23 protein-coding genes are annotated in these 24,971 nt (G+C 56.8%); 19 read left to right on the plus strand and 4 right to left on the minus strand.

From position 1 onward, the window contains the following. Positions 1–39: 39 nt before the first annotated feature. Positions 40–534 (plus strand): GNAT family N-acetyltransferase, encoded by a 495-nt coding sequence (locus LK04_RS00160; protein ID WP_039333095.1) that lies wholly within the window; start codon positions 40–42, stop codon positions 532–534. A gap of 85 nt (positions 535–619) precedes the next feature. Here the strand turns inward: LK04_RS00160 and LK04_RS00165 are convergent, their stop codons facing one another. After that, the gene (locus LK04_RS00165; RefSeq protein WP_039333098.1) at positions 620–1,534 is read right to left on the minus strand and encodes a sugar ABC transporter substrate-binding protein; all 915 of its coding nucleotides are present in this window, start codon (positions 1,532–1,534) and stop codon (positions 620–622) included. Between the two features lie 434 nt (positions 1,535–1,968). Here LK04_RS00165 and LK04_RS00170 point away from each other — a divergent pair, with 434 nt between their 5' ends. The 11 genes from LK04_RS00170 (at position 1,969) to LK04_RS00220 (ending at position 14,648) form a co-directional block, all read left to right on the plus strand. Then, a complete protein-coding gene (locus LK04_RS00170; protein ID WP_059109754.1) occupies positions 1,969–3,363 on the plus strand; it encodes an MFS transporter in 1,395 nt (464 codons plus the stop codon). Further along, positions 3,344–4,303 carry a 2-hydroxyacid dehydrogenase gene (locus LK04_RS00175; protein WP_039337350.1) on the plus strand — a complete coding sequence of 320 codons (960 nt, stop codon included), beginning with the start codon at positions 3,344–3,346 and terminating at the stop codon, positions 4,301–4,303. The genes LK04_RS00170 and LK04_RS00175 overlap by 20 nt, the downstream gene beginning before the upstream one ends. Before the next feature lie 545 nt (positions 4,304–4,848). Next, positions 4,849–5,157: a type II toxin-antitoxin system RelE/ParE family toxin gene (locus tag LK04_RS00180; RefSeq protein ID WP_039337348.1), complete on the plus strand. Its 309-nt coding sequence runs from the start codon at positions 4,849–4,851 to the stop codon at positions 5,155–5,157. A 42-nt stretch (positions 5,158–5,199) separates the two neighbouring features. Beyond that, positions 5,200–5,532 (plus strand): HigA family addiction module antitoxin, encoded by a 333-nt coding sequence (locus LK04_RS00185; RefSeq protein ID WP_039337346.1) that lies wholly within the window; start codon positions 5,200–5,202, stop codon positions 5,530–5,532. Between the two features lie 186 nt (positions 5,533–5,718). Next, complete coding sequence (locus tag LK04_RS00190) at positions 5,719–6,882, plus strand: HD-GYP domain-containing protein (protein ID WP_039337345.1); 1,164 nt, start codon at positions 5,719–5,721, stop codon at positions 6,880–6,882. Positions 6,883–6,990: 108 nt separating this feature from the next. Then, on the plus strand, positions 6,991–7,080 hold the full coding sequence (gene kdpF, locus LK04_RS00195) for a K(+)-transporting ATPase subunit F (RefSeq protein ID WP_100701897.1): 90 nt from the start codon (positions 6,991–6,993) through the stop codon (positions 7,078–7,080). Further along, the gene (kdpA, locus tag LK04_RS00200) at positions 7,080–8,759 is read left to right on the plus strand and encodes a potassium-transporting ATPase subunit KdpA (RefSeq protein WP_039337343.1); all 1,680 of its coding nucleotides are present in this window, start codon (positions 7,080–7,082) and stop codon (positions 8,757–8,759) included. The genes kdpF and kdpA overlap by 1 nt, the downstream gene beginning before the upstream one ends. A 7-nt stretch (positions 8,760–8,766) precedes the next feature. Beyond that, a complete protein-coding gene (gene kdpB, locus LK04_RS00205) occupies positions 8,767–10,815 on the plus strand; it encodes a potassium-transporting ATPase subunit KdpB (protein WP_059109755.1) in 2,049 nt (682 codons plus the stop codon). A gap of 11 nt (positions 10,816–10,826) precedes the next feature. Beyond that, positions 10,827–11,399: a potassium-transporting ATPase subunit KdpC gene (gene kdpC / locus LK04_RS00210; RefSeq protein WP_039337257.1), complete on the plus strand. Its 573-nt coding sequence runs from the start codon at positions 10,827–10,829 to the stop codon at positions 11,397–11,399. A gap of 21 nt (positions 11,400–11,420) precedes the next feature. Next, positions 11,421–14,096 (plus strand): two-component system sensor histidine kinase KdpD, encoded by a 2,676-nt coding sequence (gene kdpD / locus LK04_RS00215; protein ID WP_059109756.1) that lies wholly within the window; start codon positions 11,421–11,423, stop codon positions 14,094–14,096. A 54-nt stretch (positions 14,097–14,150) separates the two neighbouring features. Then, positions 14,151–14,648: a TIGR00645 family protein gene (locus tag LK04_RS00220; protein WP_039328365.1), complete on the plus strand. Its 498-nt coding sequence runs from the start codon at positions 14,151–14,153 to the stop codon at positions 14,646–14,648. 28 nt (positions 14,649–14,676) lie between these two features. Here LK04_RS00220 and LK04_RS00225 read toward each other — a convergent pair whose 3' ends face one another. Then, the gene (locus tag LK04_RS00225) at positions 14,677–15,609 is read right to left on the minus strand and encodes a LysR family transcriptional regulator (protein WP_039328367.1); all 933 of its coding nucleotides are present in this window, start codon (positions 15,607–15,609) and stop codon (positions 14,677–14,679) included. A 92-nt stretch (positions 15,610–15,701) separates the two neighbouring features. On the opposite strand from LK04_RS00225, the gene LK04_RS00230 reads away from it, so the two are divergent. The 4 genes from LK04_RS00230 to LK04_RS00245 all read left to right on the plus strand — a co-directional run bounded on the left by LK04_RS00230 (position 15,702) and on the right by LK04_RS00245 (position 20,027). Next, positions 15,702–16,910 (plus strand): MFS transporter, encoded by a 1,209-nt coding sequence (locus tag LK04_RS00230; RefSeq protein WP_039328438.1) that lies wholly within the window; start codon positions 15,702–15,704, stop codon positions 16,908–16,910. A 53-nt stretch (positions 16,911–16,963) separates the two neighbouring features. Beyond that, positions 16,964–18,313, plus strand: coding sequence for a cation:proton antiporter (locus tag LK04_RS00235; RefSeq protein ID WP_039328368.1), 1,350 nt, complete (start codon positions 16,964–16,966; stop codon positions 18,311–18,313). Positions 18,314–18,339: 26 nt separating this feature from the next. After that, complete coding sequence (locus LK04_RS00240; protein ID WP_039328369.1) at positions 18,340–18,687, plus strand: hypothetical protein; 348 nt, start codon at positions 18,340–18,342, stop codon at positions 18,685–18,687. Between the two features lie 494 nt (positions 18,688–19,181). Next, positions 19,182–20,027, plus strand: a complete 846-nt coding sequence (locus tag LK04_RS00245) for an alpha/beta hydrolase (RefSeq protein ID WP_039328439.1) — start codon at positions 19,182–19,184, stop codon at positions 20,025–20,027. A 78-nt stretch (positions 20,028–20,105) separates the two neighbouring features. Here the strand turns inward: LK04_RS00245 and LK04_RS00250 are convergent, their stop codons facing one another. Beyond that, on the minus strand, positions 20,106–21,023 hold the full coding sequence (locus tag LK04_RS00250) for a bestrophin family protein (protein WP_039328440.1): 918 nt from the start codon (positions 21,021–21,023) through the stop codon (positions 20,106–20,108). Between the two features lie 254 nt (positions 21,024–21,277). Here LK04_RS00250 and LK04_RS00255 point away from each other — a divergent pair, with 254 nt between their 5' ends. Further along, positions 21,278–21,919, plus strand: coding sequence for a hydrolase (locus tag LK04_RS00255; protein ID WP_039328370.1), 642 nt, complete (start codon positions 21,278–21,280; stop codon positions 21,917–21,919). A 1-nt stretch (position 21,920) separates the two neighbouring features. On the opposite strand, the gene LK04_RS00260 is transcribed toward LK04_RS00255, so the two are convergent. After that, positions 21,921–22,823: a LysR family transcriptional regulator gene (locus LK04_RS00260; protein WP_039328371.1), complete on the minus strand. Its 903-nt coding sequence runs from the start codon at positions 22,821–22,823 to the stop codon at positions 21,921–21,923. 95 nt (positions 22,824–22,918) lie between these two features. Here LK04_RS00260 and LK04_RS00265 point away from each other — a divergent pair, with 95 nt between their 5' ends. Both LK04_RS00265 and LK04_RS00270 read left to right on the plus strand, forming a co-directional pair. Beyond that, entirely contained in the window at positions 22,919–23,746 is an 828-nt protein-coding gene (locus LK04_RS00265; RefSeq protein WP_039328372.1) for an SDR family oxidoreductase, read from the plus strand. 199 nt (positions 23,747–23,945) lie between these two features. After that, positions 23,946–24,962: a zinc-dependent alcohol dehydrogenase family protein gene (locus tag LK04_RS00270; protein ID WP_039328375.1), complete on the plus strand. Its 1,017-nt coding sequence runs from the start codon at positions 23,946–23,948 to the stop codon at positions 24,960–24,962. Positions 24,963–24,971 lie beyond the last annotated feature (9 nt).

The following is a 24,971-nucleotide window of genomic DNA, read 5'->3' on the forward strand; positions in this document are numbered from 1 at the left end:
GAGTTAACAGCTTAGTGCAACTAAATAGGGATTACCGACATGGATCTGATCATTCGCGGTCGCGAACCAGCCGATGCTGCCGCTTATCAACGCCTTTACAGCCACCCTGAGGTGTACAGCTGGACCACACAGCTGCCGTTTCCCAGCGTGCAGACGTGGCAGAAGAAATTCGAGAATATGGATGCACTGGGTTATATCGGCTTTGTGGCTGAGCTGGATGGGCAGATGGTGGGCGAACTGACGCTATTTGTGGAACAACGTCCACGTACGCGTCACAGCATCAGCTTCGGCATCAGCGTTGATCCAGCGTTTGGTGGGCGTGGGATTGGCGAGAAACTGATCCGCAACGCCATCGATTATGCGTTCAACTGGCTGGGCGTGATGCGCATTGAGCTGGAAGCGTTTCACGATAATGCGCGTGCGATACGGCTCTATCAGCGCCTGGGTTTTGAGCATGAGGGCGTGAAGCGTAAAGCCTGCCTGCGTAACGGCGAATATCACGACATCGTGATGATGGCGAAACTGCGGGAGTAAATGAGGGGCGGTCTTGGAAACGGTGCGCATAAATGCGCACCCAACAGGGGTTGTAGGGTCGCCATTGATGGCGACCACGAAACCGTTACTGACTTTTTTCAACGTACTTCTGCATATTCTCTTTGGTCACCAGCTCGAACGGGATCCACACGTGTGAATCAATCTTCTCGCCTTTAATCAGCTTCTGCGCCGCATCCACGGACGCTTTGCCTTGACCGACGGCATCCTGGAACACCGTGACCTGCATTTTGCCTTGCGCCATCGCTTTCAGCCCATCCGGCGTGGCATCAATCCCGCCCACCAGCACCTTTTTGTTGTTTTTCGCCAGCGCCATGGCAGCCCCGATCGCCATCTCGTCGTTGTTGGCGGCGACAATATCAATCGCTTCGCCGTTGCCGATCCAATTGTTCATCAGGTCCATGCCTTCGTTACGCGCATAGTTGGCAGGCTGCTTTTGTACCACTTTCATCCCCGGATATTTTGCCACTACCTGTTCCACATCCTTGGTGCGTTGCAGCGCGCCGGCATCGGTCAGGTTGCCGATCATGATCGCCACGTTGCCTTTGTAATTGGCCATTTTCGCCAGCGCTTCCATCTGTAAAGTGCCGGACTCGCGTTCGTCAGAACCGACAAACACCACACCTGCGGGCAAGGTTTTATCGCCTGGCGTGCGGTTGACATACACCAGCGGAATCTTCGCCTGCTGCGCCAGCTTGGTCAGTTGTGGGGTGCTGGCGGAATCAACCGGATCGACAATGATGGCATCCACACCCGCGCCGATAAAACTCTGTACCTGATCGGTCTGGCGACCGACATCACCGCGTGCATCTTCAAACTGCACATCGAGTCCGCGCGCTTTGGCTTCTTTATCAATGGAGTGACGAATAATGGTTAAAAAGTTCTGATCGAAGTAAGCCATCGACACGCCAATTTTTTCTGCCAGCGCAGAGGCTGAACTGGACAGCAGGCCAAGCAACAGTATTGCCTTGAGGGTTTTCATCGCGGACTCCAGGGTAAGCTTGTTATTAGAATGAATATTCCAATGAAAATTAAAATGGTTCATTGGAATCATTTTCAGCCTACGAGGCGGCCAGCATACTGACAATCGACATGAATGGATTTTGCTGCGCAGCGCACACTTTGCTCGCGGGTGCATCACGATTTGCAGGCTCATAGTTATGTTGCGAAGTTTTTTCTCAGGGCTGGCGCACATTCCAGAGCAAAAGCACCAGGTTATTTGGGAATCTGTGCAGCGCCGCACCTCGTGTTGTGGCAGATGCCAAAACTCAGGTGAAATCAACCTGTGGATTCCTCCATTCGCACAATGACCAGCTTGCATCAGGCTCTCTATAGTGGCTGAACAGCGAAATTTAAGCGGTATTCCTGATCATCATCGCTTCGGAGCAGGAGGCTCCCTTATTGAGGAATTCAGCCATGTTGCAGAGTCAAAACCCTAAACAGAACAGTCATGTGCGAATCTGGATCCTCTGTCTGATCCTGTTTTTATCCGTGGTGGCCTATGCCGACCGCTCGATCCTGTCGATCTCTGGATCGGCGATCAAAGAGGAGTTTGGTCTTTCGGCGATCCAGCTTGGGCTGATCTTGTCAGCATTTAGCTGGGCGTATGTGATCGGTCAGATCCCCGGCGGCCTGTTCCTCGACCGTTTCGGCACCAAAAAAGTCTATGGCGTGACGCTGGCGCTGTGGTCAGTTTCCACCATTCTAATGGGCTTTATTGGGGAGTTCTCCAACGGCATGACCATGGCGCTGGTATTGATGTTTGCGCTGCGCTTTGCGTTGGGCCTGATTGAAGCACCCAGTTTCCCGGCCAATGCGCGTGCGGTGATCATGTGGTTTCCCGGCGCGGAACGCGGGCGCGCATCGTCTCTGTTTGCTTCGGCGCAATACTTTGCTGTGGCAATTTTCTCGCCGCTGTCAGGCTGGCTGGTATCACGCTTCGGCTGGGAGTGGCCGTTCTTTGTGCTGGGCGGTATTGGCGTGCTGGCAGTGTTCATCTGGGGCTGGTACATGCGCAGCCCCAAACAGCATCCGCATGTCTCCGCCAGTGAGTTGCAATACATCGAGGAGGGCGGTGCGCTGGTGGACATCGACTCTGCGCAAACCCTCAAGGCACGACCGCCGTTAAGTAAAGCGATGTTTAAAACTCTGCTCAGCAACCGCATGCTGTGGTGCGCCTACATTGGGCAGTACTGCATCATTGCGCTCAGCTACTTCTTTATCACCTGGTTCCCGATCTATCTGGTGCAGGCACGTGGCATGAACATTATGGAAGCCGGTTTCGCCACTATTGCGCCGGCGCTGTTTGGTTTCCTCGGCGGCATCAGCGGGGGATACATCTCTGACAAGCTGCTGGCAAACGGCTGGAGCCTGTCCTGGGCGCGTAAAACTCCCTACATCGTCGGTATGCTGATGGCAGCCTCGCTGATTCTGGCTGCCGTGATCCCGACCAATGCGGGCATTATCGCCATTATGTCGTTTGCCTTCTTCGGTAAGGGCGTGGCGGCCGGCGCAGGCACCTGGACCATTGTCAGTGACACCGCACCGAAAGAAGCGGTAGGTCTGGCGGGCGCGATTTTCAACGGCATCGGCAATATGGCCGGGTTCATCACGCCGCTGCTGTTCGGCATCATCGTCGGTTTGACCGGCAGCTACAGTATTGGCTTGGTGTTCGTTGGTGCACACTGCATTGTCGCAGCACTGCTGTTCTTGCTGGTGATGGGCCCCATCGAGCGTGTCGGTGATGAACAAGATTCGTCGGTAGCATCCTATAAAACACAGGGGAAACATGATGGTATCAAAGCCGTTTAACGTATTGCTGAAAGGCCCGTTGTTGCCGCAGCGGCTGCAGGACAACCTTGATGCGCATTTCGCCACCTCGCGTTTGTGGCAGCAGGATGACCAGGCCGCGTGGCTGGCACAGCACGGTGCCAGTATTGATGCGCTGGTGACCAGCGGCAATGCCCTGATGGGCGCAAACGCGGCGTTGCTGGCGCAACTGCCGAATCTGAAAGTGATTTGCAGTAACGGCGTTGGCTATGACGCGATTGACATCGCCGCTGCCGAAGCGCGTGGCATTGTGGTGACCAACACGCCGGGGGTGTTGAACAGCTGTGTGGCGGATACCGGTATGGCGCTGCTACTGGATGTGGCGCGCCGCATCAGCGCATCCGACCGCTATGTGCGCGCCGGGGAGTGGCTCGCGAAGGGGCGTTATCCACTGACCACCAAAGTGGGCGGGAAGGTGTGCGGCATTGTTGGGCTGGGCGGTATCGGTAAAGAGTTGGCAAAGCGCGCGCAGGTATTTGATATGGATGTGCATTTTTACAACCCACGTTCGCGCCCGGATGTGCCTTATACCCGCCACGATTCGTTGCTGTCACTGGCAAAGCAGGCTGATTTCCTGGTGCTGACCCTGCCGGGCGGTGCCTCGACCCATCATCTGGTGAATGCCGAGGTGCTGCGTGCGCTGGGGCCAAAGGGCTTCCTGATCAATATCGCGCGCGGCAGCGTAGTGGATGAGCAGGCGTTAATCGCGGCCCTTGAAGCGGGTGAGATTGCCGGTGCCGGTCTGGATGTGTTTGAGCAGGAACCGTCAGTGCCAGCGGCGTTATTAACGCGTGATGACGTGGTGATCACCCCCCACCTCGCCAGCAGCACCGTTGAAACCATGGCAGCGATGGCCGACCTGGTATTTGAAAACCTGCTGGCGTTCTCGCAGGGCGAAGCGGTGCTGACGCGGGTGGTGTAAGGCTTGCAGGTCGCCATTATTGGCAGAATGCTCGTCAGTTAAGCGACTGACGATAACGCCGTCTGGGGTCGCACCGGGGCTGGCGGTCCTCACGCCGCTACGCGGTACCTTCACTTCATTCGTCTGCCTTACGGACCGGTGCAGATGGAACATCTATGTTCCAGCGCCACCTTTCGCCCGCGTCCTGCGGGCTCTCCTGGCATACTCACGCCGTTCAGCGCTGCGGATGCCTGCCCCGGTGCGACCCCAGCCTGCTCATTAGCTTAAGTGCGCGTTGTCAAAAAGGGCACATTGTCTGAGGCCATGACGCCTCTACGACTATCGTGTCTGGTTTTAGTAGGGTGAGCACAGATTTAACTCTTCACACCAAGGCGCAATTTATTGCGTCATGCGAGTCTGCGCACGCTTCTCATGATGTTTTACTGAATCCCAAAATCTTTTTGTAATCCCGTTCAAATACTGACTATAATGTTAAATTATGCACTTGATTGCTGTGCAATCTGTCATTAGCTTTCCCGCAAGTTTTACTTTCAGGCAGGAAGCAAATGACGGGTGCAATTAAACATTTTAGAGATGATTGGCTTCAGCAATTTTTTATCTATGCCACACCGCACAGACATCTCCCCAAGTCGATTGAATCCGCACTGGCGCGCAAACTCGACATTATCAATGCCGCCAAAACGTATCATGATCTGCGATCGCCACCCGGGAACCGTCTGGAAACTCTAAAACCCCCCTTGCAGGGTTATTACGCTATCCGCGTAAATGAGCAATATCGGCTTATTTTTCGTTGGATAAATGGAGAAGCCAGCGATCTTTATCTCGATCCGCATAGTTACAGACACTACCAATAACGACTGTATGTGGTCGGAAACCAACAGTGAAGAGAAGCCGAAATGAATCAGGCAAAGCGTAAGCCCACCAGTGTAGGTGATGTGCTGCAATATGAGTTCCTCGAACCCCTCCATCTTAAAGTCAATGACTTGGCTGAGATGCTGAATGTACACAGAAATACGGCCAGCGCATTGGTCAATAACAACCGCAAAATGACCACTGAGATGGCGTACCGTTTAGCGGCGGTTTTTGCGACCTCTGTCGATTTTTGGCTTAACCTGCAACGCTATCAGGACCAGTGGGAAGTGGAAAATGATGCCCGCACCCAAGAAGAGTTAAGTCGTGTCACGCCGTTAAATACCTTTTTAGCGCAGCGTGGGATTCAGGTTGCCTGACAAGCACCAGACACACATGCCTACATAAAACGTAGCGGTGCAATTCATGAAGTGAACCCCCCACACTGCCGCTACCGCTATGCGCGACATCACGCCGCGACCCGATAGCACAAATCACTCCTGAAGATTATTTGCTCAGCTGCCGATACCTCTCCTTACCATCCACTGATATTAAGGAGAGATATCGTGATAAAGCTGATTACCGTTGACGAACTGCGGCAAGGAATGTTCATCCACAAACTGGAGGTTTGGTGGCTCAAGGACAAACGCATTCGTAACCAAATGCTGATCACTGATAAGCGCCAGATCGCGATGATCCGCAATGAGGGGATCCAGCAGTTATGGATCGATCTCGACAAATCGGTACAGGCACCCGCGAAGCCTGAACCGAAAAAAGAGATTCCTCAAACTCCATTTTTCAAAGAGCTGGATCAGGCGCAGACCCTCTTCAAGCAAGGTAAACCGCAAGTGCTGGCGATGTTCAACGAAGCGCGTATGGGGCAGGGGCTGGATCTCGACTACATGCTGGACCTGGTTGATGACATCGCCGGTTCCATCACGCGTGAACCCACGGCACTGCTCAGCGTGGCGCGCCTGAAGAATCATGATGATTACACCTATCTGCACTCGATGGCGGTGTGCGGACTGATGATCTCGCTGGGCAAGAAAATCGGTCTGGATGAGCACCAACAGCGCCGTGTAGGCATGGGCGGATTGTTGCACGATGTCGGCAAAGCCGCCGTGCCGCTGGAAATCCTCAACAAGCCGGGCAAACTCACCGAAGAAGAGTTCACCATCATGCGCCAGCACCCGATTACCGGGGCGCAATTGTTGATGGAGGCCGATGCCGGTGAAGACCTGTTAGATATCGCGCTGCACCATCATGAAAAAGTCGATGGCAGTGGCTATCCGCATGGCCTCAAAGGCGAGGAAATTTCGCTGTTCTCGCGGATGGCCGCAGTGTGTGATGTTTACGATGCGGTGACCTCCAATCGCCCTTACCGTAAGGGATGGACGCCCGCAGAGGCGATGCACAACATGCTGAGCTGGCGTGGTCACTTCGACAACACGCTGCTGCATGCCTTTGTGCGTACCATCGGTATCTATCCGGTAGGGTCGCTGGTGCGGCTGGCTTCTGGGCGCGTGGCGCTGGTGGTCAAGGCCGGGGAAAAATCTCTGCTGAAACCGAAAGTCCATGTGTTCTGGTCGCTGCATGCGCAGCGCGAAGTCAAACCGGAAGAGTTGGATCTCGGTGACTCATTCTGTACCGACAGCATCACCGGTGCAGAGGACAGCGGCCTGTGGCAAAACGTCGATCTTAATCGCATCTGGGCGCTGGAAACCGCTTAATTCCACAGCATTTTTATACTTTCTTTACGCCAGATTCCTGCCTTTTTACCCCTTCTTTATGCCGCGCCGCGCATGCTTGCAGCACTACCAAATCCTCTGGAGGTTGCTGTGAGCGTGGGCGTGATTGCCGGCATCGTGCTGGTGTTTATTCTACTGGGCTACCTGATTTATGCCCTGCTTAATGCGGAGGCATTCTGATGGCTGCGAATGCATTTTTACTGATTGCGGTATTCCTGCTGGTGCTGATGGTGCTGGCGCAACCGCTCGGGCGTTTTCTGGTGCTGCTGGTGGCCGACAAGCCGTTGCTGCCGCGCACCGAACGCGCGCTGTGGCGACTGGCGGGTGTGGAGAGGGGGGCCATGCGCTGGCCACACTATCTGCTGGCAATCCTGCTGTTCAATGCGCTTGGATTTGGGGTGCTGTTGGCGATTCTGATGCTGCAAGGCACGCTGCCGCTCAACCCGCAGCACTTGCCTAATCTCAGTTGGGATTTGGCACTGAACACCGCGATCAGCTTTGTCACCAACACCAACTGGCAGGCTTATGCGGGCGAAAGTACGGTGAGCTATTTCAGCCAGATGGCGGGGCTCACGGTGCAAAACTTCCTGTCGGCGGCGACCGGTATCGCGGTGGCGTTTGCGCTGATCCGTGGCTTTGCCAATCGCTCACTGGATACGCTGGGCAACGCCTGGCGTGATTTGACGCGTATCATCCTCTACGTGCTGCTGCCGATCAGCCTGGTGATGGCGCTGTTTTTTGTCTCTCAGGGCAGCATCCAGACCTTTGAACCTTACCATGCCCTTACCACGCTGGAAGGGGCGCAGCAAACGCTGCCGCTCGGTCCGGTGGCCTCGCAGGAGGCGATTAAAATGCTGGGCACCAACGGCGGTGGCTTCTTCAACGTTAACTCAGCCCACCCGTTTGAGAACCCAACTGCACTGACCAACTTTGTGCAAATGCTGAGTATTTTCCTGATCCCGGCTGCGCTGTGCTTCACCTTCGGCCAGCATCTGAGCGACCGTCGTCAGGGCCATATGCTGCTGTGGGCGATGACCATTATGTTCGTACTGGCGGTGATCACGGTGATGTGGGCTGAGGTTCGCGGCAATCCACACTTCCTGACGCTGGGGGCGGACAGCGCCATCAACATGGAAGGCAAAGAGACGCGCTTCGGTATTCTCAACTCCAGCCTGTTTGCCGTGATCACCACCGCTGCTTCATGTGGTGCGGTCAACGCCATGCATGACTCCTTCACCGCGCTCGGCGGTATGGTGCCGATGTGGTTGATGCAGTTGGGTGAAGTGGTGTTCGGCGGCGTGGGGGCGGGTCTGTACGGCATGCTGCTGTTCGTGCTGCTCGGGGTATTTATCGCCGGGTTAATGATCGGTCGCACGCCGGAGTACATGGGGAAAAAAATCGACGTGTGGGAGATGAAAATGACCGCACTGGCGATTCTGGTGACCCCTACCCTGGTCCTGCTGGGCACCGCGCTGGCGATGATGACGGACGCCGGACGCGCCGGGATGGCCAACCCAGGCATTCACGGTTTCAGCGAAGTGTTGTACGCCGTCTCGTCGGCTGCCAACAACAACGGCAGTGCCTTTGCTGGTTTAAGTGCCAATACCCCGTTCTGGAACCTGCTGCTGGCCTTCTGCATGTTGGTGGGGCGCTTCGGCATCATCATTCCGGTGATGGCGATTGCCGGTTCGCTGGCGGCGAAGAAAATCCAGCCGGTGGGCAACGGTACGCTGCCGACCCACGGCCCACTGTTTATCGCGCTGCTGATTGGCACCGTATTGCTGGTGGGGGCACTGACCTTTATCCCCGCGCTGGCACTCGGCCCGGTAGCGGAACATCTGCAACTCATTCAGGGATAACGGAATCATGAGTCGTCAACAACTGGCGCTGTTTGATGCGGCGTTAACGCGCACCGCCGTGTTCGATGCGGTGAAAAAACTCGACCCGCGTGTACAGGTGCGCAACCCGGTGATGTTTCTGGTGTGGCTCGGCAGCGTGCTGACCTCGCTGCTGGCCATCGGTATGCTGAGCGGCCATTTAAGCGGCAATGCCGGCTTTACCGCCGGTGTTGCGATCTGGCTGTGGTTCACCGTGCTGTTTGCCAACTTCGCCGAAGCGCTGGCGGAAGGACGCAGCAAGGCGCAGGCCAACAGTTTGAAAGGCATCAGTAAAACCAGTGATGCGAAAAAGCTGGCGGAAGCGCGTTACGGTGCCCAATGGCATAACGTGGCGGCCGATACGCTGCGTAAAGGTGATGTGGTGCTGGTGGAAGCCGGTGACATCATTCCCTGTGACGGTGAAGTGCTGGAGGGCGGCGCATCAGTGGATGAGAGCGCGATTACCGGGGAGTCTGCCCCGGTCATTCGTGAATCCGGCGGCGATTTTTCTTCAGTCACTGGTGGTACGCGCATTCTTTCTGACTGGCTGGTGATCCAATGCAGCGTCAATCCTGGCGAGACCTTCCTCGATCGCATGATCGCCATGGTGGAAGGCGCTAAACGCCGCAAAACGCCGAACGAGATTGCGCTGACTATTCTGCTGGTGTCACTGACCATCGTGTTCTTGCTGGCGACCGCGACCTTGTGGCCATTTTCCGCCTATGGCGGCACACCGGTCAGCGTGACGGTACTGGTGGCATTGCTGGTGTGCCTGATTCCGACCACCATCGGTGGCCTGCTGTCGGCGATTGGTGTAGCGGGGATGAGCCGCATGCTGGGTGCTAACGTGATAGCCACCAGCGGGCGCGCGGTGGAAGCCGCTGGTGACGTGGATGTGTTGATGCTGGACAAAACCGGCACCATCACCTTGGGTAACCGTCAGGCCACGCAGTTTATGCCTGCGCCGGGCGTTACTGAGCAGCAGTTGGCGGATGCCGCACAGCTGGCTTCGCTGGCGGATGAAACCCCGGAAGGGCGCAGTATCGTGGTGCTGGCGAAGCAGAAATTTAACCTGCGCGAGCGCGATCTCAGCAGCATGGGAGCCAGCTTTATTCCGTTCTCGGCGCAGACACGTATGAGTGGCGTCAACGTGCAGGATCGTCTGATTCGCAAAGGCGCAGTCGACGCGGTTCGCCGCCATATCGAAGCTAATCACGGTCGTTTCCCGGCAGAAGTCAACGCCAGCGTGGAAGAAGTGGCACGTGCCGGGGGCACACCGCTGGTGGTGGCGGAAGGTGCGCAGGTGCTGGGCGTGGTGGCGCTGAAAGATATCGTCAAAGGCGGTATCAAAGAGCGTTTCGCCGAACTGCGCAAAATGGGCATCAAAACCGTGATGATCACCGGTGACAACCCGCTAACGGCGGCAGCGATTGCGGCGGAAGCGGGGGTGGATGATTTCCTTTCGGAAGCTACGCCGGAAGCCAAGCTGGCGCTGATTCGCCAGTATCAGGCCGAAGGGCGGTTAGTGGCGATGACCGGTGACGGCACCAACGATGCGCCTGCGCTGGCGCAAGCGGATGTGGCGGTGGCGATGAACTCGGGTACCCAGGCGGCGAAAGAGGCGGGCAACATGGTCGATCTCGACTCCAACCCGACCAAATTGCTGGAAGTGGTGCACATCGGTAAACAGATGCTGATGACACGCGGCTCGCTCACCACCTTCAGTATTGCCAACGACGTGGCGAAGTACTTCGCCATCATCCCTGCGGCGTTTGCTGCCACCTATCCGCAGCTCAATATGCTGAACGTGATGGCACTGCACTCTCCGAATTCGGCGATTCTGTCAGCGGTGATTTTCAACGCGCTGGTGATTGTGTTCCTGATTCCGCTGGCACTAAAAGGCGTGAGTTATCGCCCGATGAGTGCCGCTGCACTGCTGCGTCGCAACCTGTGGATCTACGGGGTCGGCGGATTAGTGGTGCCGTTTGTGGGTATTAAAGCCATCGACCTGCTGCTGACGCTGTTTGGCCTGGTTTAAGGAGAAGAGAAATGAGTCAGTTACGTCCGGCTATTGTATTGTTAATACTGCTCACCTTGTTGACCGGTGCGGTCTATCCGCTGCTCACCACCGGCTTAGCGCAGTGGTGGTTCCCGGCGCAGGCCAACGGGTCATTGATTAAGCAAGATGGCGCAGTGCGCGGCTCCGATGTGATCGGGCAGCTCTTTAATCAACCGGGGCACTTTTGGGGCCGCCCGTCAGCGACGGGCGATACGCCTTACAACGCACTGGCCTCCAGTGGCAGCAATCTGGCGGCGAGTAATCCGGCGCTGGATAAAGCGGTGGCGGAACGGGTGGCCGCGCTGCGCAGCGCTAATCCCCAGGCGCCCGCTGCGGTGCCCGTGGAGTTGGTCACCGCTTCGGCGAGTGGTTTAGATCCGGATATTTCACCCGAAGCAGCACTGTGGCAGGCGCCACGTATCGCCGCGGCGCGCAATATGGCGCTGAAGGATGTCGAAGCGCTAATTGCCCGCAACACCGAACGTCCGCTGCTGCCGTTTATCGGTGAAGAGACGGTAAACGTGCTGCGATTGAATATGGCGCTAGATGCGTTGCAGGGATAATGACGCAAAAATGGATAACTGATGAACGACGACATCACCCGCCCTGACCCCGATGCGCTGCTGCTTAACCATAGCGACAGCCATCGCGGTAAGCTGAAAATCTACTTCGGCGCCTGTGCAGGCGTAGGGAAAACCTTTGCCATGCTGCAGGAGGCACAGCGCTTACGCACGCAAGGCCTCGATGTGCTGGCGGGCGTGGTGGAAACCCATGGACGTGAAGAGACTGCCGCGCTGCTCAGCGGTCTGGCGGTGCTTCCCCGTCGCGCCACCGGGCGCTCACGCCATGCCGAATTCGATCTCGATGCAGCGCTGGCACGCCATCCGGCGGTGATCCTGATGGACGAACTGGCGCACACTAATGTGCAAGGCTCGCGCCATCCCAAACGCTGGCAGGACATCGAAGAGCTGCTGGAAGCGGGCATTGATGTGATTACCACCGTTAATGTGCAACATCTGGAGAGCCTCAACGATGTGGTCGGCGGGGTGACCGGCATTCAGGTGCGGGAAACCGTGCCCGATCCGTTTTTCGATAGCGCCGATGAAGTGGTGCTGGTGGATCTGCCTCCGGACGATCTGCGCCAGCGGCTGAAAGAGGGCAAGGTCTACGTGGGCGATCGCGCCGAACGTGCGATTGAAAACTTCTTCCGTAAAGGCAACCTGTTTGCCCTGCGAGAACTGGCGCTGCGCCGCACGGCAGACCGCGTGGATGACCAGATGCGCGCCTGGCGCGATCAGCAGGGCCGCGACAAAGTGTGGCACACGCGTGACGCCATCCTGCTGTGCATTGGTGATGACACCGGCAGCGAGAAACTGGTGCGTACTGCGGCCCGTTTAGCGGCGCGCCTCGGCAGCGAATGGCATGCGGTCTATGTTGAAACGCCACGCCTGAATCGCCTGCCGGAAGCGCGTCGGCGCGGGATTTTGCGCACCCTGCAACTGGCACAGGAGCTGGGGGCTGAAACCGCCACCTTGTCCGATCCTGATGAAGCGCGAGCGGTGCTGCGCTACGCTCGCGAGCACAACCTCGGCAAAATTGTTACCGGACGCCAGCCGCAGCGGCGCTGGCGACGCGACAGTTTTGCGCAGCGTCTGGGCCAACTCGGCCCCGATCTCGATTTGCTGGTGGTTGCCTTAGATGAACCGGTGCGCGATGCACCGCATCCGCTGGGCGGGAAACCGGCCAGCAGCGATAAGTGGCGGCTGCATCTGCGTGGCTGCCTGATGGCGATTGCGCTGTGCATTTTGGTCACCCTTGTGGGGCGCAGGCTGCTGGTGGAGTTCGATCCAGCCAATGCAGTGATGATTTACCTGCTGGCGGTGGTGCTGGTGGCGTTGCGCTTCGGGCGCTGGCCGTCGGTGTTTGCCACGGTAATCAACATCCTCGCCTTCGACCTGTTCTTTGTGGCCCCCACCGGCACGGTGGCGGTGTCGGATTTGCAGTATCTGGTGACCTTCGCAGTGATGCTGGCAGTGGGGGTGATTGTCGGTAACCTGACCGCTGGCGTGCGTTATCAGGCCAAAGTGGCGCGCTATCGTGAACAGCGTGCGCGACACCTGTATGAGATGGCGAAATCCCTGGGCAGCGCGCTCACCCCGCAGGATATCGCCGCCACCAGCCAGCGGGTGATTGATGTCACCCTGCAGGCGCGCAGCCAGCTGTTGCTGCCGGATGAGCAGGGCGAGTTGCAGGCGGTCGGTGAGAGCAGCATCGGCACACCGCCGGATCTCGGCATCGCGAAATGGAGTTTCAGCAAGGCGCAACCGGCGGGAGCGGGCACGGATACGCTGCCCGCCGTGCCTTATCAAATCCTGCCGTTGAAGAGCGGCAATCACTGTCGTGGCTTGCTGGTAGTGGAACCGGAAAACCTGCGCCAGTTGATGATCCCAGAACAGCAGCGTCTGGTGGAAACCTTCACCGTGCTGATCGCCAACGCGCTAGAACGTATGGCGCTCTCACAGAGTGAGGCGGCTTCACGCCTGGCAGCAGAGCGTGAGCAACTGCGCAATGCCTTGCTGTCTGCGCTGTCGCACGACCTGCGCACGCCGCTAACGGTGCTGTTTGGCCAGGCGGAGATGCTGATGCTCGATTTGGCGGGGGAAGACTCAAAATATGTCGGACAAGCCAATCAAATTCGCGAACAGACGCTCAGCACCATTCGGCTGGTAAGCAACATGCTGGATATGGCGCGTATCCAGTCCGGTGGCCTCAACCTGCGTGATGAGTGGGTGGCGCTGGATGAGGTGATTGGCGGTGCGTTAAGCAGCATGGGACCGTCGCTGAAAGGGCACGATTTTACACTCGATCTGCCGCCAGAGCTGGTGCTAATCAAAGGCGACAGCGCCATGCTGGAACGCGTGTTTACCAACCTGATTGAAAACAGTCTGAAGTATGCTGGCAACGCGGCCCAGCACGGTATTCGTGCATGGCGTGATAACGAGCGGCTGGAGATTGCGGTGTGGGACAACGGTCCGGGTATCGCGGCGGAAAACCTGACGCGTATTTTCGATAAATTCGCGCGTGGGGATAAGGAGTCCGCTGTGCCGGGTGTCGGGCTGGGTTTGGCGATCAGCAAAACCATCATTGAATCCCATCGTGGGCGTATCTGGGCGGAAAACCGCCCGGCAGGCGGCGCGGAGTTTCGTCTGTCGCTGCCGCTGCCTGCGGCCCCTGAAATTTCTGAAGAAGGGCTGAAATAACTTCACACAAGTTCGGTTATACTCGACCACTTGTTTGTTGATTAATGGGAAATTATGGAACGTTTTATCGAAAACCTGATGTATACATCGCGCTGGTTGTTGGCCCCGGTTTACATTGGACTTTCGCTGGGGCTGCTGGCGCTGACCATCAAATTTTTCCAGGAAATTATTCACCTGTTGCCCAATATTTTCAGCATTGCGGAAAACGATTTGATTCTGCTGCTGCTGTCACTGGTGGATATGACGCTGGTCGGCGGATTGCTGGTGATGGTGATGCTCTCTGGCTATGAGAACTTTGTTTCTAAGCTGGATATTGATGAGAACAAAGAGAAGCTGAGCTGGCTGGGCAAAATGGATTCCGGCTCGCTGAAGAACAAAGTCGCGGCCTCGATTGTGGCGATTTCATCGATCCACCTGCTGCGTATCTTTATGGACGCGCGCAACGTCGATAACAGCAAACTGATGTGGTACGTGATTATTCACCTGACCTTTGTGCTGTCGGCCTTTGTGATGGGCTGGCTGGATAATATGTCGAAGGTGGAGAAGAAGTAAGCAGGTGGGGGCCATTCGCTCGCCCCCATCATTTCAACACCGGTTGTGTCCCCGCCAGTTTCGGCATCACATCTCTGATCATCGCGAAAAAATGCCGCATCCTCGCGGGATAATAACTGGCCCACGGATAGATCAGCCACACCGGCAGCGGCGGGGCTTGCCACTCGGGCACCAACTGAACCAACGCCCCTTTCGCTAAATCCTCCTGCACTACCCACGAAGAAAGAATCGCTGCGCCCATACCGGCGAGTGCCGCCTTGCGGATGGCGTACAGGCTGTCGCTGGCGAGACGCGGAGCAATCGCCAGATTCACTGCCTGGCTATCGCTGCGCCGCTGCAGCATCAGTTCATTACGGTAGAAGCTGGTCAGTGCCAGCCAGGGGAGTTCGGTGAGCTGTGTCACCTCGTCAATCGGCGGATGCTGCGCCAGCAGTGACGGGGAGGCGACCACAAAACGCGGTACTTCAGCCAGCAAAATCGCCACCAGGGAGGGATCGCTCACCACGCCGACCTGGATGGCGCAGTCAACGTTCTCACTAATGAAATCTGGCGTGCGGTCATTGAGCATCCACTCCACCGTCAGGCGCGGATAGCGCTGGAGATAATCTACCAGCGGATCAATCAACTGATCCTGACCAAAGGCGTGCGGTGCACGGACCCGCAGCGTGCCTATTGGATCGTCACTGGAACCGGTGAGTTCATCCTCCAGTGCATGCCAGGTTGCCAGTAACTGCCGGGCCTGTGCATAACAGCGCTCACCATCGTCAGTGAGTTTCAGAGCGTGCGTGGTGCGCAGGATCAACTTCAGCCCCAACCGTTGTTCCAGCGCCTGTAATCGACGGCTGATGGTGGGCTGCGTGGTGCCCAGCTGCACGGCGGCTGCGGAAAGCGAGCCGCTCTCGACAATACGTATAAAAGTTTGCATCAGTTCAATGCGGTCAATACTGGCTGAATTGCTCATACACACCATGCATAACAGTTCTGTGTTTGAGCAGTCTACCGCGTATGGCGGCAACGCGCTTTAATAAGCGCACTTTCACGGGGGAAACCAATATGTCAGCCATTTCGCAATCTTCTGCCATGCCAGCGGAAAAACTACCGGCACCGCTGGTGTTTACGCTCGCGGCGGGTGCCGGGCTCAGCGTGGCATCGATTTACTACAGCCAACCGATGCTGGATATCATCAGTAAACAATTTAACGTCGGTATCGGCAGCGTGGGCATGGTGCCGATGCTGACTCAGGCCGGATACGCGCTCGGCATCCTGTTGCTGGCACCGCTCGGTGACCGCCATGACCGCCGCACCATCATCCTGATTAAAGGACTGCTGCTGATGGCCGCGCTGCTGCTGTGCGGCTTTTCTGGTGGCTTGAATGCATTGTTGATTGCCAGCTTTGTCACCGGCTTAACCGCCACCGTGGCGCAGGATATCGTCCCGGCGTCAGCCGCCTTAGCGCCGGAGCGCAGTCGCGGGAAAACCGTTGGCACCGTCATGACTGGCTTGCTGGTGGGGATTCTGCTGTCACGCGTCGTCAGTGGCGTGGTGGCGGAGTATTTTGGCTGGCGCACCATGTACCTGGTGGCGGCAGGCGCGGTGTTGTTGATCAGCCTGGCGTTGTGGCGGGTACTGCCCAGCTTTAAACCCGGCACATCGGTGAGCTACCCGCGTCTGCTGCTGTCGCTGGCGCACCTGTGGCAGCATCACCAGACACTGCGTCGTGCCGCAATAGCGCAAGGGCTGCTGTCGGTAGGCTTTAGCGCTTTCTGGTCAACGCTGGCGTTGATGCTGAGTGATAAATTCCATTTTGACAGCGCCGTGGCGGGGGCATTCGGCCTGGCAGGCGCAGCAGGTGCGCTGGCAGCGCCGTTGGCGGGCAGTGTGGCGGACCGCATTGGTCCAGCGCGTGTCACGCAGTACGGTGCCTCGCTGGTGATGGTGTCATTTGCCTTGATGTTCCTGCTGCCAGTTTTACCGGTTCCGGCACAGATTGGTCTGATTATCATCAGTACGGTGGGCTTCGATTTAGGTGTACAGGCCACGCTGGTGGCGCATCAGACGCTGGTGTACAGCCTGGCTCCTGAAGCGCGTAGCCGCCTGAATGCGCTGATGTTTACCGTGGTGTTTATCGGCATGGCAACGGGCGCGGCACTCGGCAGCCTGGCGCTGGCTCACTTTGGCTGGACCGGCGTGGTGACGCTCTCAACCTTGGCTGCTGCGCTGGCTTTGATGATCCGTCTGGCGAGCCGCCACCTGAAAAACTGATTGGTATTCCTGTGCCAGGCTTAAGGGAGGATATGATTTAAAAACGGAGCGTTATGAACTTCCTGGCCTGGACTGCCGCCACCGGTGGTCTGCTACTTCTGATGTCACTGGCTTCCGGTTGGATTCACCGTGGGCCAGTGACTGCGTTTGGGCTTTACCTGTTCGCGGGCATCTTGTGCGGCCCGTGGATGTTCAATCTGTTGCAACTCGACATTATCGGCCACGCCAGTCTGGCCGCCCACCTGACCGAAATCGCCATGGCCGCCTCGCTGTTTATCACCGGGCTCAAGCTACGTTTGCCGCTTAAGGCGCATGCCTGGAGAGTGGGGGTGCGTTTAGCCTTTCCGGCCATGCTGCTCACCGTGGGGGGCATGACGTTGCTGGTACACTGGATCACCGGTTTTGACTGGGCGCTGTCGCTGGCATTTGGCGCGATTGTTGCGCCGACCGATCCGGTGCTCGCCAGCCTGATATCGGTTAACGATGCGCGTGATGATGATGCTCTGCGCGTGGCCCTCTCCAGTGAAGCGGGCATGAACGATGGCTCAGCGTTGCCGTTATTGATGCTGGCGCTGTTAATGCTCGCGCCTGAATCGTTGAATGTCAGCAACCTCAGCGCATGGGCAATGAAAGATGTGTTATGGGCCATCGCGGGCGGGCTGGGCATTGGTTATCTGCTGGGACGCGTCATCGGCCAGTTAACGACTCATCTGCGCAGTGCCCATCAAGACATCGCTCCCAATGACTTCCTCGCTCTGGCGTTAATTGCACTGAGCTATGCGGCAGCACAAGCGGTGGATGCCTCTGGCTTTCTGGCGACGTTCGCGGCGGGTGTCGGTTTGCGACGCGCAGAATTGCGGGTGGTGAAGCACTATCCGCAAGAGGCGGTGTCAGAAGAAGAGCAATACCTGCCTGCTGAGGCACGCGTCAATCCTAACCAGCGTCTGGCGCACGGCGGCAGCGGCATGGTGAAATCAGTGGGTTTGGTGATCGGTGATGCGTTGTCATTTGGTGATACCATCGAGCGCCTGCTGGCGGCGGGCATGATGGTGGTGCTGGGTATCACGCTGGCGCAGCACTGGAACCTGACAGGCATTGGCCTGGCGCTGCTGCTGTTTGTGGTGGTGCGGCCGCTGGCGGTGTGGATCACCACCTGGCGCTGTGAAATCCCCTTGATGCGCCGCTTGTTAATTGGCTGGCTGGGCATTCGCGGCATCGGTAGTATCAACTACATCGCTTACGCCTGGGTGCATGGTCTTCATGGCCCGCAGGCGGAGCAAATGGTGGATATGGCGTTGACGTTAGTGGTGTGCAGCATTGTGCTGCACGGCATCACGGTGACGCCGTTATTAAACTGGCGTGCAGCCCGTCAGGCGGCACGCGCACAACACAATCAAAAGTGATTTTCTGGAAATTACTGGAGCCTGTTATGAAAGCGTTTCTGTTTGCTCTTGTGGGACTTTCCCTGTCCGCCAGCGTGCTGGCTGCCGAGGGTGATGATAATCAGATGGAAAATGTCTACGCCAGCCAGCTGTGCCATATCGTTAGCACGGAAAAAAAGACCAGCGACCTGGATACTTACACCGCGAAGATGAAGTCTCAGCTGGCGGCCAGCCAGTCTTCATCCGCTGTAGATAAGCCTGAATTCAATGAAGAGACGGCGCAGGAAGTGATCAGCGCCTGGATGGAGTTGGGTGATGATGAGCGCGCGCAGCTGCGGCACAACCAGCAGCAATGCGAGCAAACTGTTATGACCCAATTCCAGCAGCAAGACTAAATCCCCGTCATACTTCAAGCTGTCGCGGCGTTGGCTGCGGATGCTCGCCCCAGTCACTTACTTGTGTAAGCTCCTGGGGACTCTCATCCTTGCCGCCTTGCCACAGCTCGAATTATTTAGGGGATTAAATCCCCGTCATACTTCAAGCTGTCGCGGCGTTGGCTGCGGATGCTCGCCCCAGTCACTTACTGGAGTAAGCTCCTGGAAACTCTCATCCTTGCCGCCTTGCTACAACTTGAATTATTTAGGGGATTTGAGCTGAGTAGATAATTAAAAGAATTTTTGGATTAGCTATAAAACAAGCGCTTTTTTAGGCGCTTTTTTTATGGATTTTTTGTACAAAATGCGTACATAATCGCCAGCGTTGAAATACGACACGCATCACATAACGAGACTCAGCCCGCAAGGCTGACAAATATCTTCAATACTGGCGACTGGGCATGAAACTTTCACGGCGTCACTTTTTGCTGGCTACCGGGGCTACCGTCCTCTCAATGACCACGGGCAAACTCTTTGCGCGTGATGACATCATTCCATTATGGCCCGATGATCCACCGGGCGGCGGCGGGCCGTCTGGTCTGTTGAAAGTCAGTATGAACGGCTCCTGGACCAACATCGTTTCTCCAGCGATTCAACGTTTCCGCCCGGAAAATCCCAATGGCGAAGCGGTGATTGTGGCGGCTGGCGGCGGTTATCGTTTTATCGGTATGGGCCGTGAAGCCTGGCCCGTGGCGCGCTGGTTAAATGCCAATGGTTATACCGTGTATGTGCTGAGTTATCGTTTGCCGGGTGAGAAATGGCAGGCGGGCAATCTCGCGCCACTGCAGGATGCCCAACGCGCTATCCGTCTGGTGCGTTCGATGGAGCGTAAAGTGCATCTGCTCGGATTTTCTGCCGGTGGACACCTGCTCGGCATGGCGGCAGCACGCCCCGACTTCACGACCTATCCTGCGCAGGACCCGCTCGATCAAATTCGCCCAACCGCCGACAGCGTGGGCCTGATCTATCCGGTGATCACTCTTGAAGCACCGTATCAGAACACCAAAACGCACCTGATGATGGTGGGCGACCACGCGACGCCAACCCAGGAAGCGAACTGGTCAGTGCAAAACTATGTGACCCGCGCCTATCCGCCCACCTTCCTGGCGCAGGCGGAAGACGATCACACCTCCAATCCCCATAACACTGAAATGATGCGTGATGCCTGCCGCCGTATGCGCGTGCCGGTGGAACTGATTGAACTCAGCAGCGGCGGACACGGTTTTGGTCTGGGTAAAGCGGGTACGCCATCCGCGCTCTGGGATCAGGCGTATGTGCGGTGGCTGGATAAGCAGAATTAACGCGTGTCAGGTCGCCATAAATGGCGACCCTATAACAGCGTTGGGTGCGCATTTATGCGCACCAGGCGGGCCATCTCGTTACGTCAAATTAAAATGCTTATCCGGCTGGTGCGGTTCCGGCAACGGAAAATCATTATTCATCGCCTTCAAATTACGTTCGATATTCACGCACAGCGCATCCAGCGGCAGATGATTTGGCGCGGTGCCGAACGGATCTTCTAACTCCTCTGCCAGCGACTCCAGTGACAGGAAGGTGTAAGAAATAAACACCGATACCAATGGCGTCATCAGATGCAAATCCGCCACCAGCGCGAACGGCAATAAGGTACAGAACAGATAAACCGTGCGATGCAGAATCAAGCTGTAGGCGAAAGGAATCGGTGTACCCGCCAGACGATCGCAGCCTCCCAGATAAGCCGACAGATGACTGAGATTCTCATCAATACTCTGCCAGACAATATCCGACACCAGACCTTCATCACGCCGCTGCGCCAGCCATTCACCCATGCACAACAACGTTTGAGAGGTGGGCATTGGATGGCCCAGCACCGCGTTGTGCCATTTTTCTGGCAGCAAACGCGCTAAGTCAGCCTTTGCATCAGTTTCACGTAAGCGATGTTTCAGCGCCCAACTAAAGGCCAGTTGCAGCCCGATAAATTCCTGCACCTGCGCTTCACTGATGCCGCGCAGGCATTTTATCTGGCGCAGCAATGAACGCTGGGTGATATGCATATTGCCCCACAGCGTACGGGCCTCGATAAAGCGTGCATAGCTGGCGTTGTTGCGAAAGCCGAGGAAGATGGCGATCGATACCCCAATCAGGCTAAAGGGGGCGGTAGTGAGGTGAATGCCGAAGGTGGAGTACCACGGATAGCCGATGATGGCGGCCACCGACATCAGTAAGTTGAGCGACAGGCGAAAGACAATGCTACTCAGCACCGAGCCGTGCCAGTCAAACAGCCGGAGGAACCAGTGTTGATGAGGACGTACGATCATTTTTGCGATGGTGTTTTTTATGATTTTGTCTGCACAGGTTACGCCCGTTTTTGCCGTCGAGGCAATGTGCATATCGGGTATTTTTACGCTAAAAATGGCGTGTTTATGGTGTATTTATTCTTGTAAATCAACCTTCTAAAAACAGTTTGAACAAGTTGTAAAATTCTTTGCGTTATCTCTTCCTCGACCCTTTCTCTAAAGTTTATTCCAGCAGCACAACACACAAATTTAACGATACCTTTGAGGAATAAATCATGTCTAAACTCGACCTGCTCGACCCACAGAACTCAACTCTGATCTTCATCGACCATCAACCGCAGATGTCTTTTGGTGTCGCTAACATTGATCGCCAGCAGCTCAAAAATAACACCGTTGCCCTGGCCAAAGCGGGCAAGATTTTCGACGTGCCGGTGATTTATACCTCCGTAGAAACCGAAAGCTTCAGCGGCTACATCTGGCCAGAACTGCTGGCGGTGCACCCGGAATCGAAACCGATTGAGCGTACTTCTATGAACTCATGGGAAGATGCCAAATTCGTTGAGGCGGTGAAGAAAACCGGTCGCAAGAAGCTGATTATCTCCGCGCTCTGGACCGAAGTGTGCCTGACCTTCCCGGCCCTGATGGCGCTGAAAGAGGGCTACGAAGTTTACGTAGTGACCGATACTTCTGGCGGCACCAGCGTCGATGCCCACGAACGTTCTGTGCAGCGTATGGTGCAGGCGGGTGCAGTGCCAGTGACCTGGCAGCAAGTGCTGCTGGAGTACCAGCGCGACTGGTCACGTAAAGAGACCTACGACGCAGTGATGGATCTGGTGCGCGAACACAGCGGTGCTTACGGCATGGGCGTGGATTACGCTTACACCATGGTGCACAAAGCGCCACAGCGTCAGGCTTGAGTCACGACCGGCGCGGCAGGCTGATTTTCAGCGCATCGATAAACAGCCGCAGCGCCATCGACTGATGCTGGTTGGGCGGGAACCACAATGCCATACCTGCCGACTGCACCCGCCAGTCGGCCAGTAGCTCGACTAACTGACCGGATTGCAGCGCTGTTTCGGCGTAAAGCGACGGCACATAAGCAATGCCCAATCCGCTGATGGCCGCACTGGTCATCAGCGCGTTGTTGTCCAGGGTGATAATGCCTGGCACCTCGATCTCACATCTTTCTCCTGCTTTCTCATACTCCCAGCGATAGCGTTTTCCACTGGGCAAACGATGCCGAATACACTGCTGTTGCAATAAATCCTGCGGTTGCTGCACCAACGGATGCGCAGCCAGATAGGCTGGTGAAGCGACCGTCATAAAGCTCAGCGGGCCGCCTAAATGAATCGCCACCATATCCTGCGGCACATCTTCCACTAAGCGAATGCCGGCATCGAATCCGGCTGCGGTGATATCCACCAGTGCACCTTGGGCGGCGAAGTCGAGCTGGATGTTGGGATAGTCACGGCTGAAATTGGGCACCACTTTTTCCAGCAGGATACTGATTGCCGCATCGCTGGCGCTGATGCGCAATATGCCCGCATGCTGCTGGCGGCGCGCGCTGACATCATGCAGTACCTCATCCATCTCATTCAGCAGTGGGGCGAGCCGATCGAGTAACTGTTGCCCGGCATCGGTGAGCGACACGCTACGCGTGGTGCGTTGAAACAGCTGCACCCCAAGGTTGTGTTCCAGCGTTTTCACCAGATGGCTAAGTGAAGAGCGTTTCAGGCCAAGCATCTCAGCGGCACGGCGAAAGCTGCGCTGTTCACCCAGCGTTTTAATGGCCTGCAGTTCATGCCAGGAGGGTCTTCTCATTGGTGGTTTTTCCTCACCAGGTCATGCGCGATTGGGGAGATTATGACCACCAGTAAAGCGATCTACTATCAGGTTTTCAATAAGAGGAGGTCAAAATGAAAACCTGGTTAATCACTGGTGCCAGCAGCGGGCTGGGCCGTTTAATGAGTGAAGATCTGTTGGCGCGCGGCGATCGCGTGCTGGCCTGCGTGCGCCGCACCGCTGCAATGGCGGATCTGCAGGCGCGATATGGCGAGCAGTTACAGGTCATCTCGCTGGACCTGGCTAACACCGCCAGCATCGCGCCGGCGGTTGCTCAAGCCTTTGCACAAGTGGAGCGCGTTGACGTGGTGGTGAGTAATGCCGCCTACGGTTTGTTTGGCGCGGCGGAAGAGCTGAGTGATGCGCAGATTGATCGCCAGATCGCCACCAATCTCACCGGCTCCATTCAGTTGATTCGCGCGGTAATTCCGCTGCTGCGCCAGCAGGGCGGAGGACGCATCGCGCAGGTTTCTTCTGAAGGTGGGCAGGTGGCTTATCCTAACTTCAGTTTGTATCACGCCAGCAAATGGGGCATCGAAGGCTTTGTTGAGGCGGTGCGTCAGGAGGTGGCCAGTTTTGGCATCGATTTCCTGCTGGTTGAGCCGGGTCCAACGGCGACTAACTTTGGCGCAGGGCTGGATATTGCGGATGCGCTGGAGGCTTATCACGACTCGGCGTCTGGTCAGTTGCGCCGTGCGATCTTGTCGGGCGATTTCGCTATCAAAGGGGATGCTGCAAAATCGGTGACCGCGATGATCGCCACGCTGGATCAAGCAGACATGCCACTGCGTTTAGCCCTTGGCAGCACGGCTTACGACAACATCGAAGCGGCGCTGGAGCGTCGGTTGGCGGAGCTGCGCGCGCAAAAAGCGATCGCCTATGGCGCGGATGTTTCGAGTTAACACGCCGAGGCGCAAACCGCACATTGTAGCAGGCAAGGAGCGGGCATCACTGCCACACTAAGCACACAGTTTAAAGGCCTGCACGAAAAGTAGCGGCGCAATTTATTGCGCGTTTTTTTAAACCCAGCGCGATAAATCGCGCCGCTACAACAACGGTGCGAAGTCAGTTATGCGTGCTTCAATAAGGAGAACAGCAACCATGCAAGCGATGATCCTCAAACAACCTGGCGGCTTAGATCAGCTGAAACTCACCGATCTGCCCGATCCCGGCAGACCGGGTGCTGGCGAGATCCGTGTAGCGATCCACGCGACCTCACTCAATTTCCACGATCTGCTGGTGGCTAACGGATCGATCCCTACTGCGCAAGATCGCATCATGATGGCGGACGGTGCGGGCGTGGTGGAAGAAGTCGGCGCAGGCGTCACCGAATTTAAGCCTGGCGACCACGTGGTTTCCTGCTTCTTTCCGCAGTGGCAAGACGGTTTGCCTTTCGCACAGGTTGGCAATTTTGCCCAGACGCCGGGCGATGGCGCTGAGGGCTTTGCGGCGGAAGTGGTGGTGCGTTCGGCTCAGCACTTCACCCTGGCACCCCGTGGCTGGCGGCATGCGGAAGCGGCAACCATCACCACCTCCGGCCTGACGGCATGGCGCGCGCTGGTGGGTGATGCACAGATCAAAGCAGGGGACACCATCGTGACGCTGGGCACTGGCGGTGTGTCGATTACCGCACTGCAAATCGCGAAGGCGATGGGCGCACGCGTAATCGTCACCTCCTCTTCAGATGAGAAGCTGGCGAGGGCGCAAGAGTTGGGTGCTGATGCAGGTATCAACTATCGCAGCACACCGGAGTGGGGCAAAGCCGTGCAACAACTCACTGACGGCAGAGGGGCGGATGCGGTGATTGAGCTCGGCGGACCGGGCACCATGGCGCAGTCGATTGAGGCAGTGCGCGTGGGTGGCCATATTGCTTTGATTGGGGTGTTAACCGGATTCGAAGGTTCCGTGCCGACCGCACAACTGATGGCGAAACAGGCGCGTATCCAGGGGTTGATTGTCGGACATCGCCGCCAGCAGCAGGACTTTGTGCGGGCTCTGGAACAAACCGGTATTCGCCCGGTGATCAGCGACAGCTACGGTGCGTTGGGTGAATTGCCTGCGGCCTTCCAGCATCAGCAAGCTGCGGGTCACTTCGGCAAAATTACCGTCGAGTGGTAACCCGTGTCG

Source organism: Pantoea vagans (assembly GCF_001506165.1).
In the GTDB taxonomy this organism is placed as follows: Bacteria; Pseudomonadota; Gammaproteobacteria; order Enterobacterales; family Enterobacteriaceae; genus Pantoea; species Pantoea vagans_C.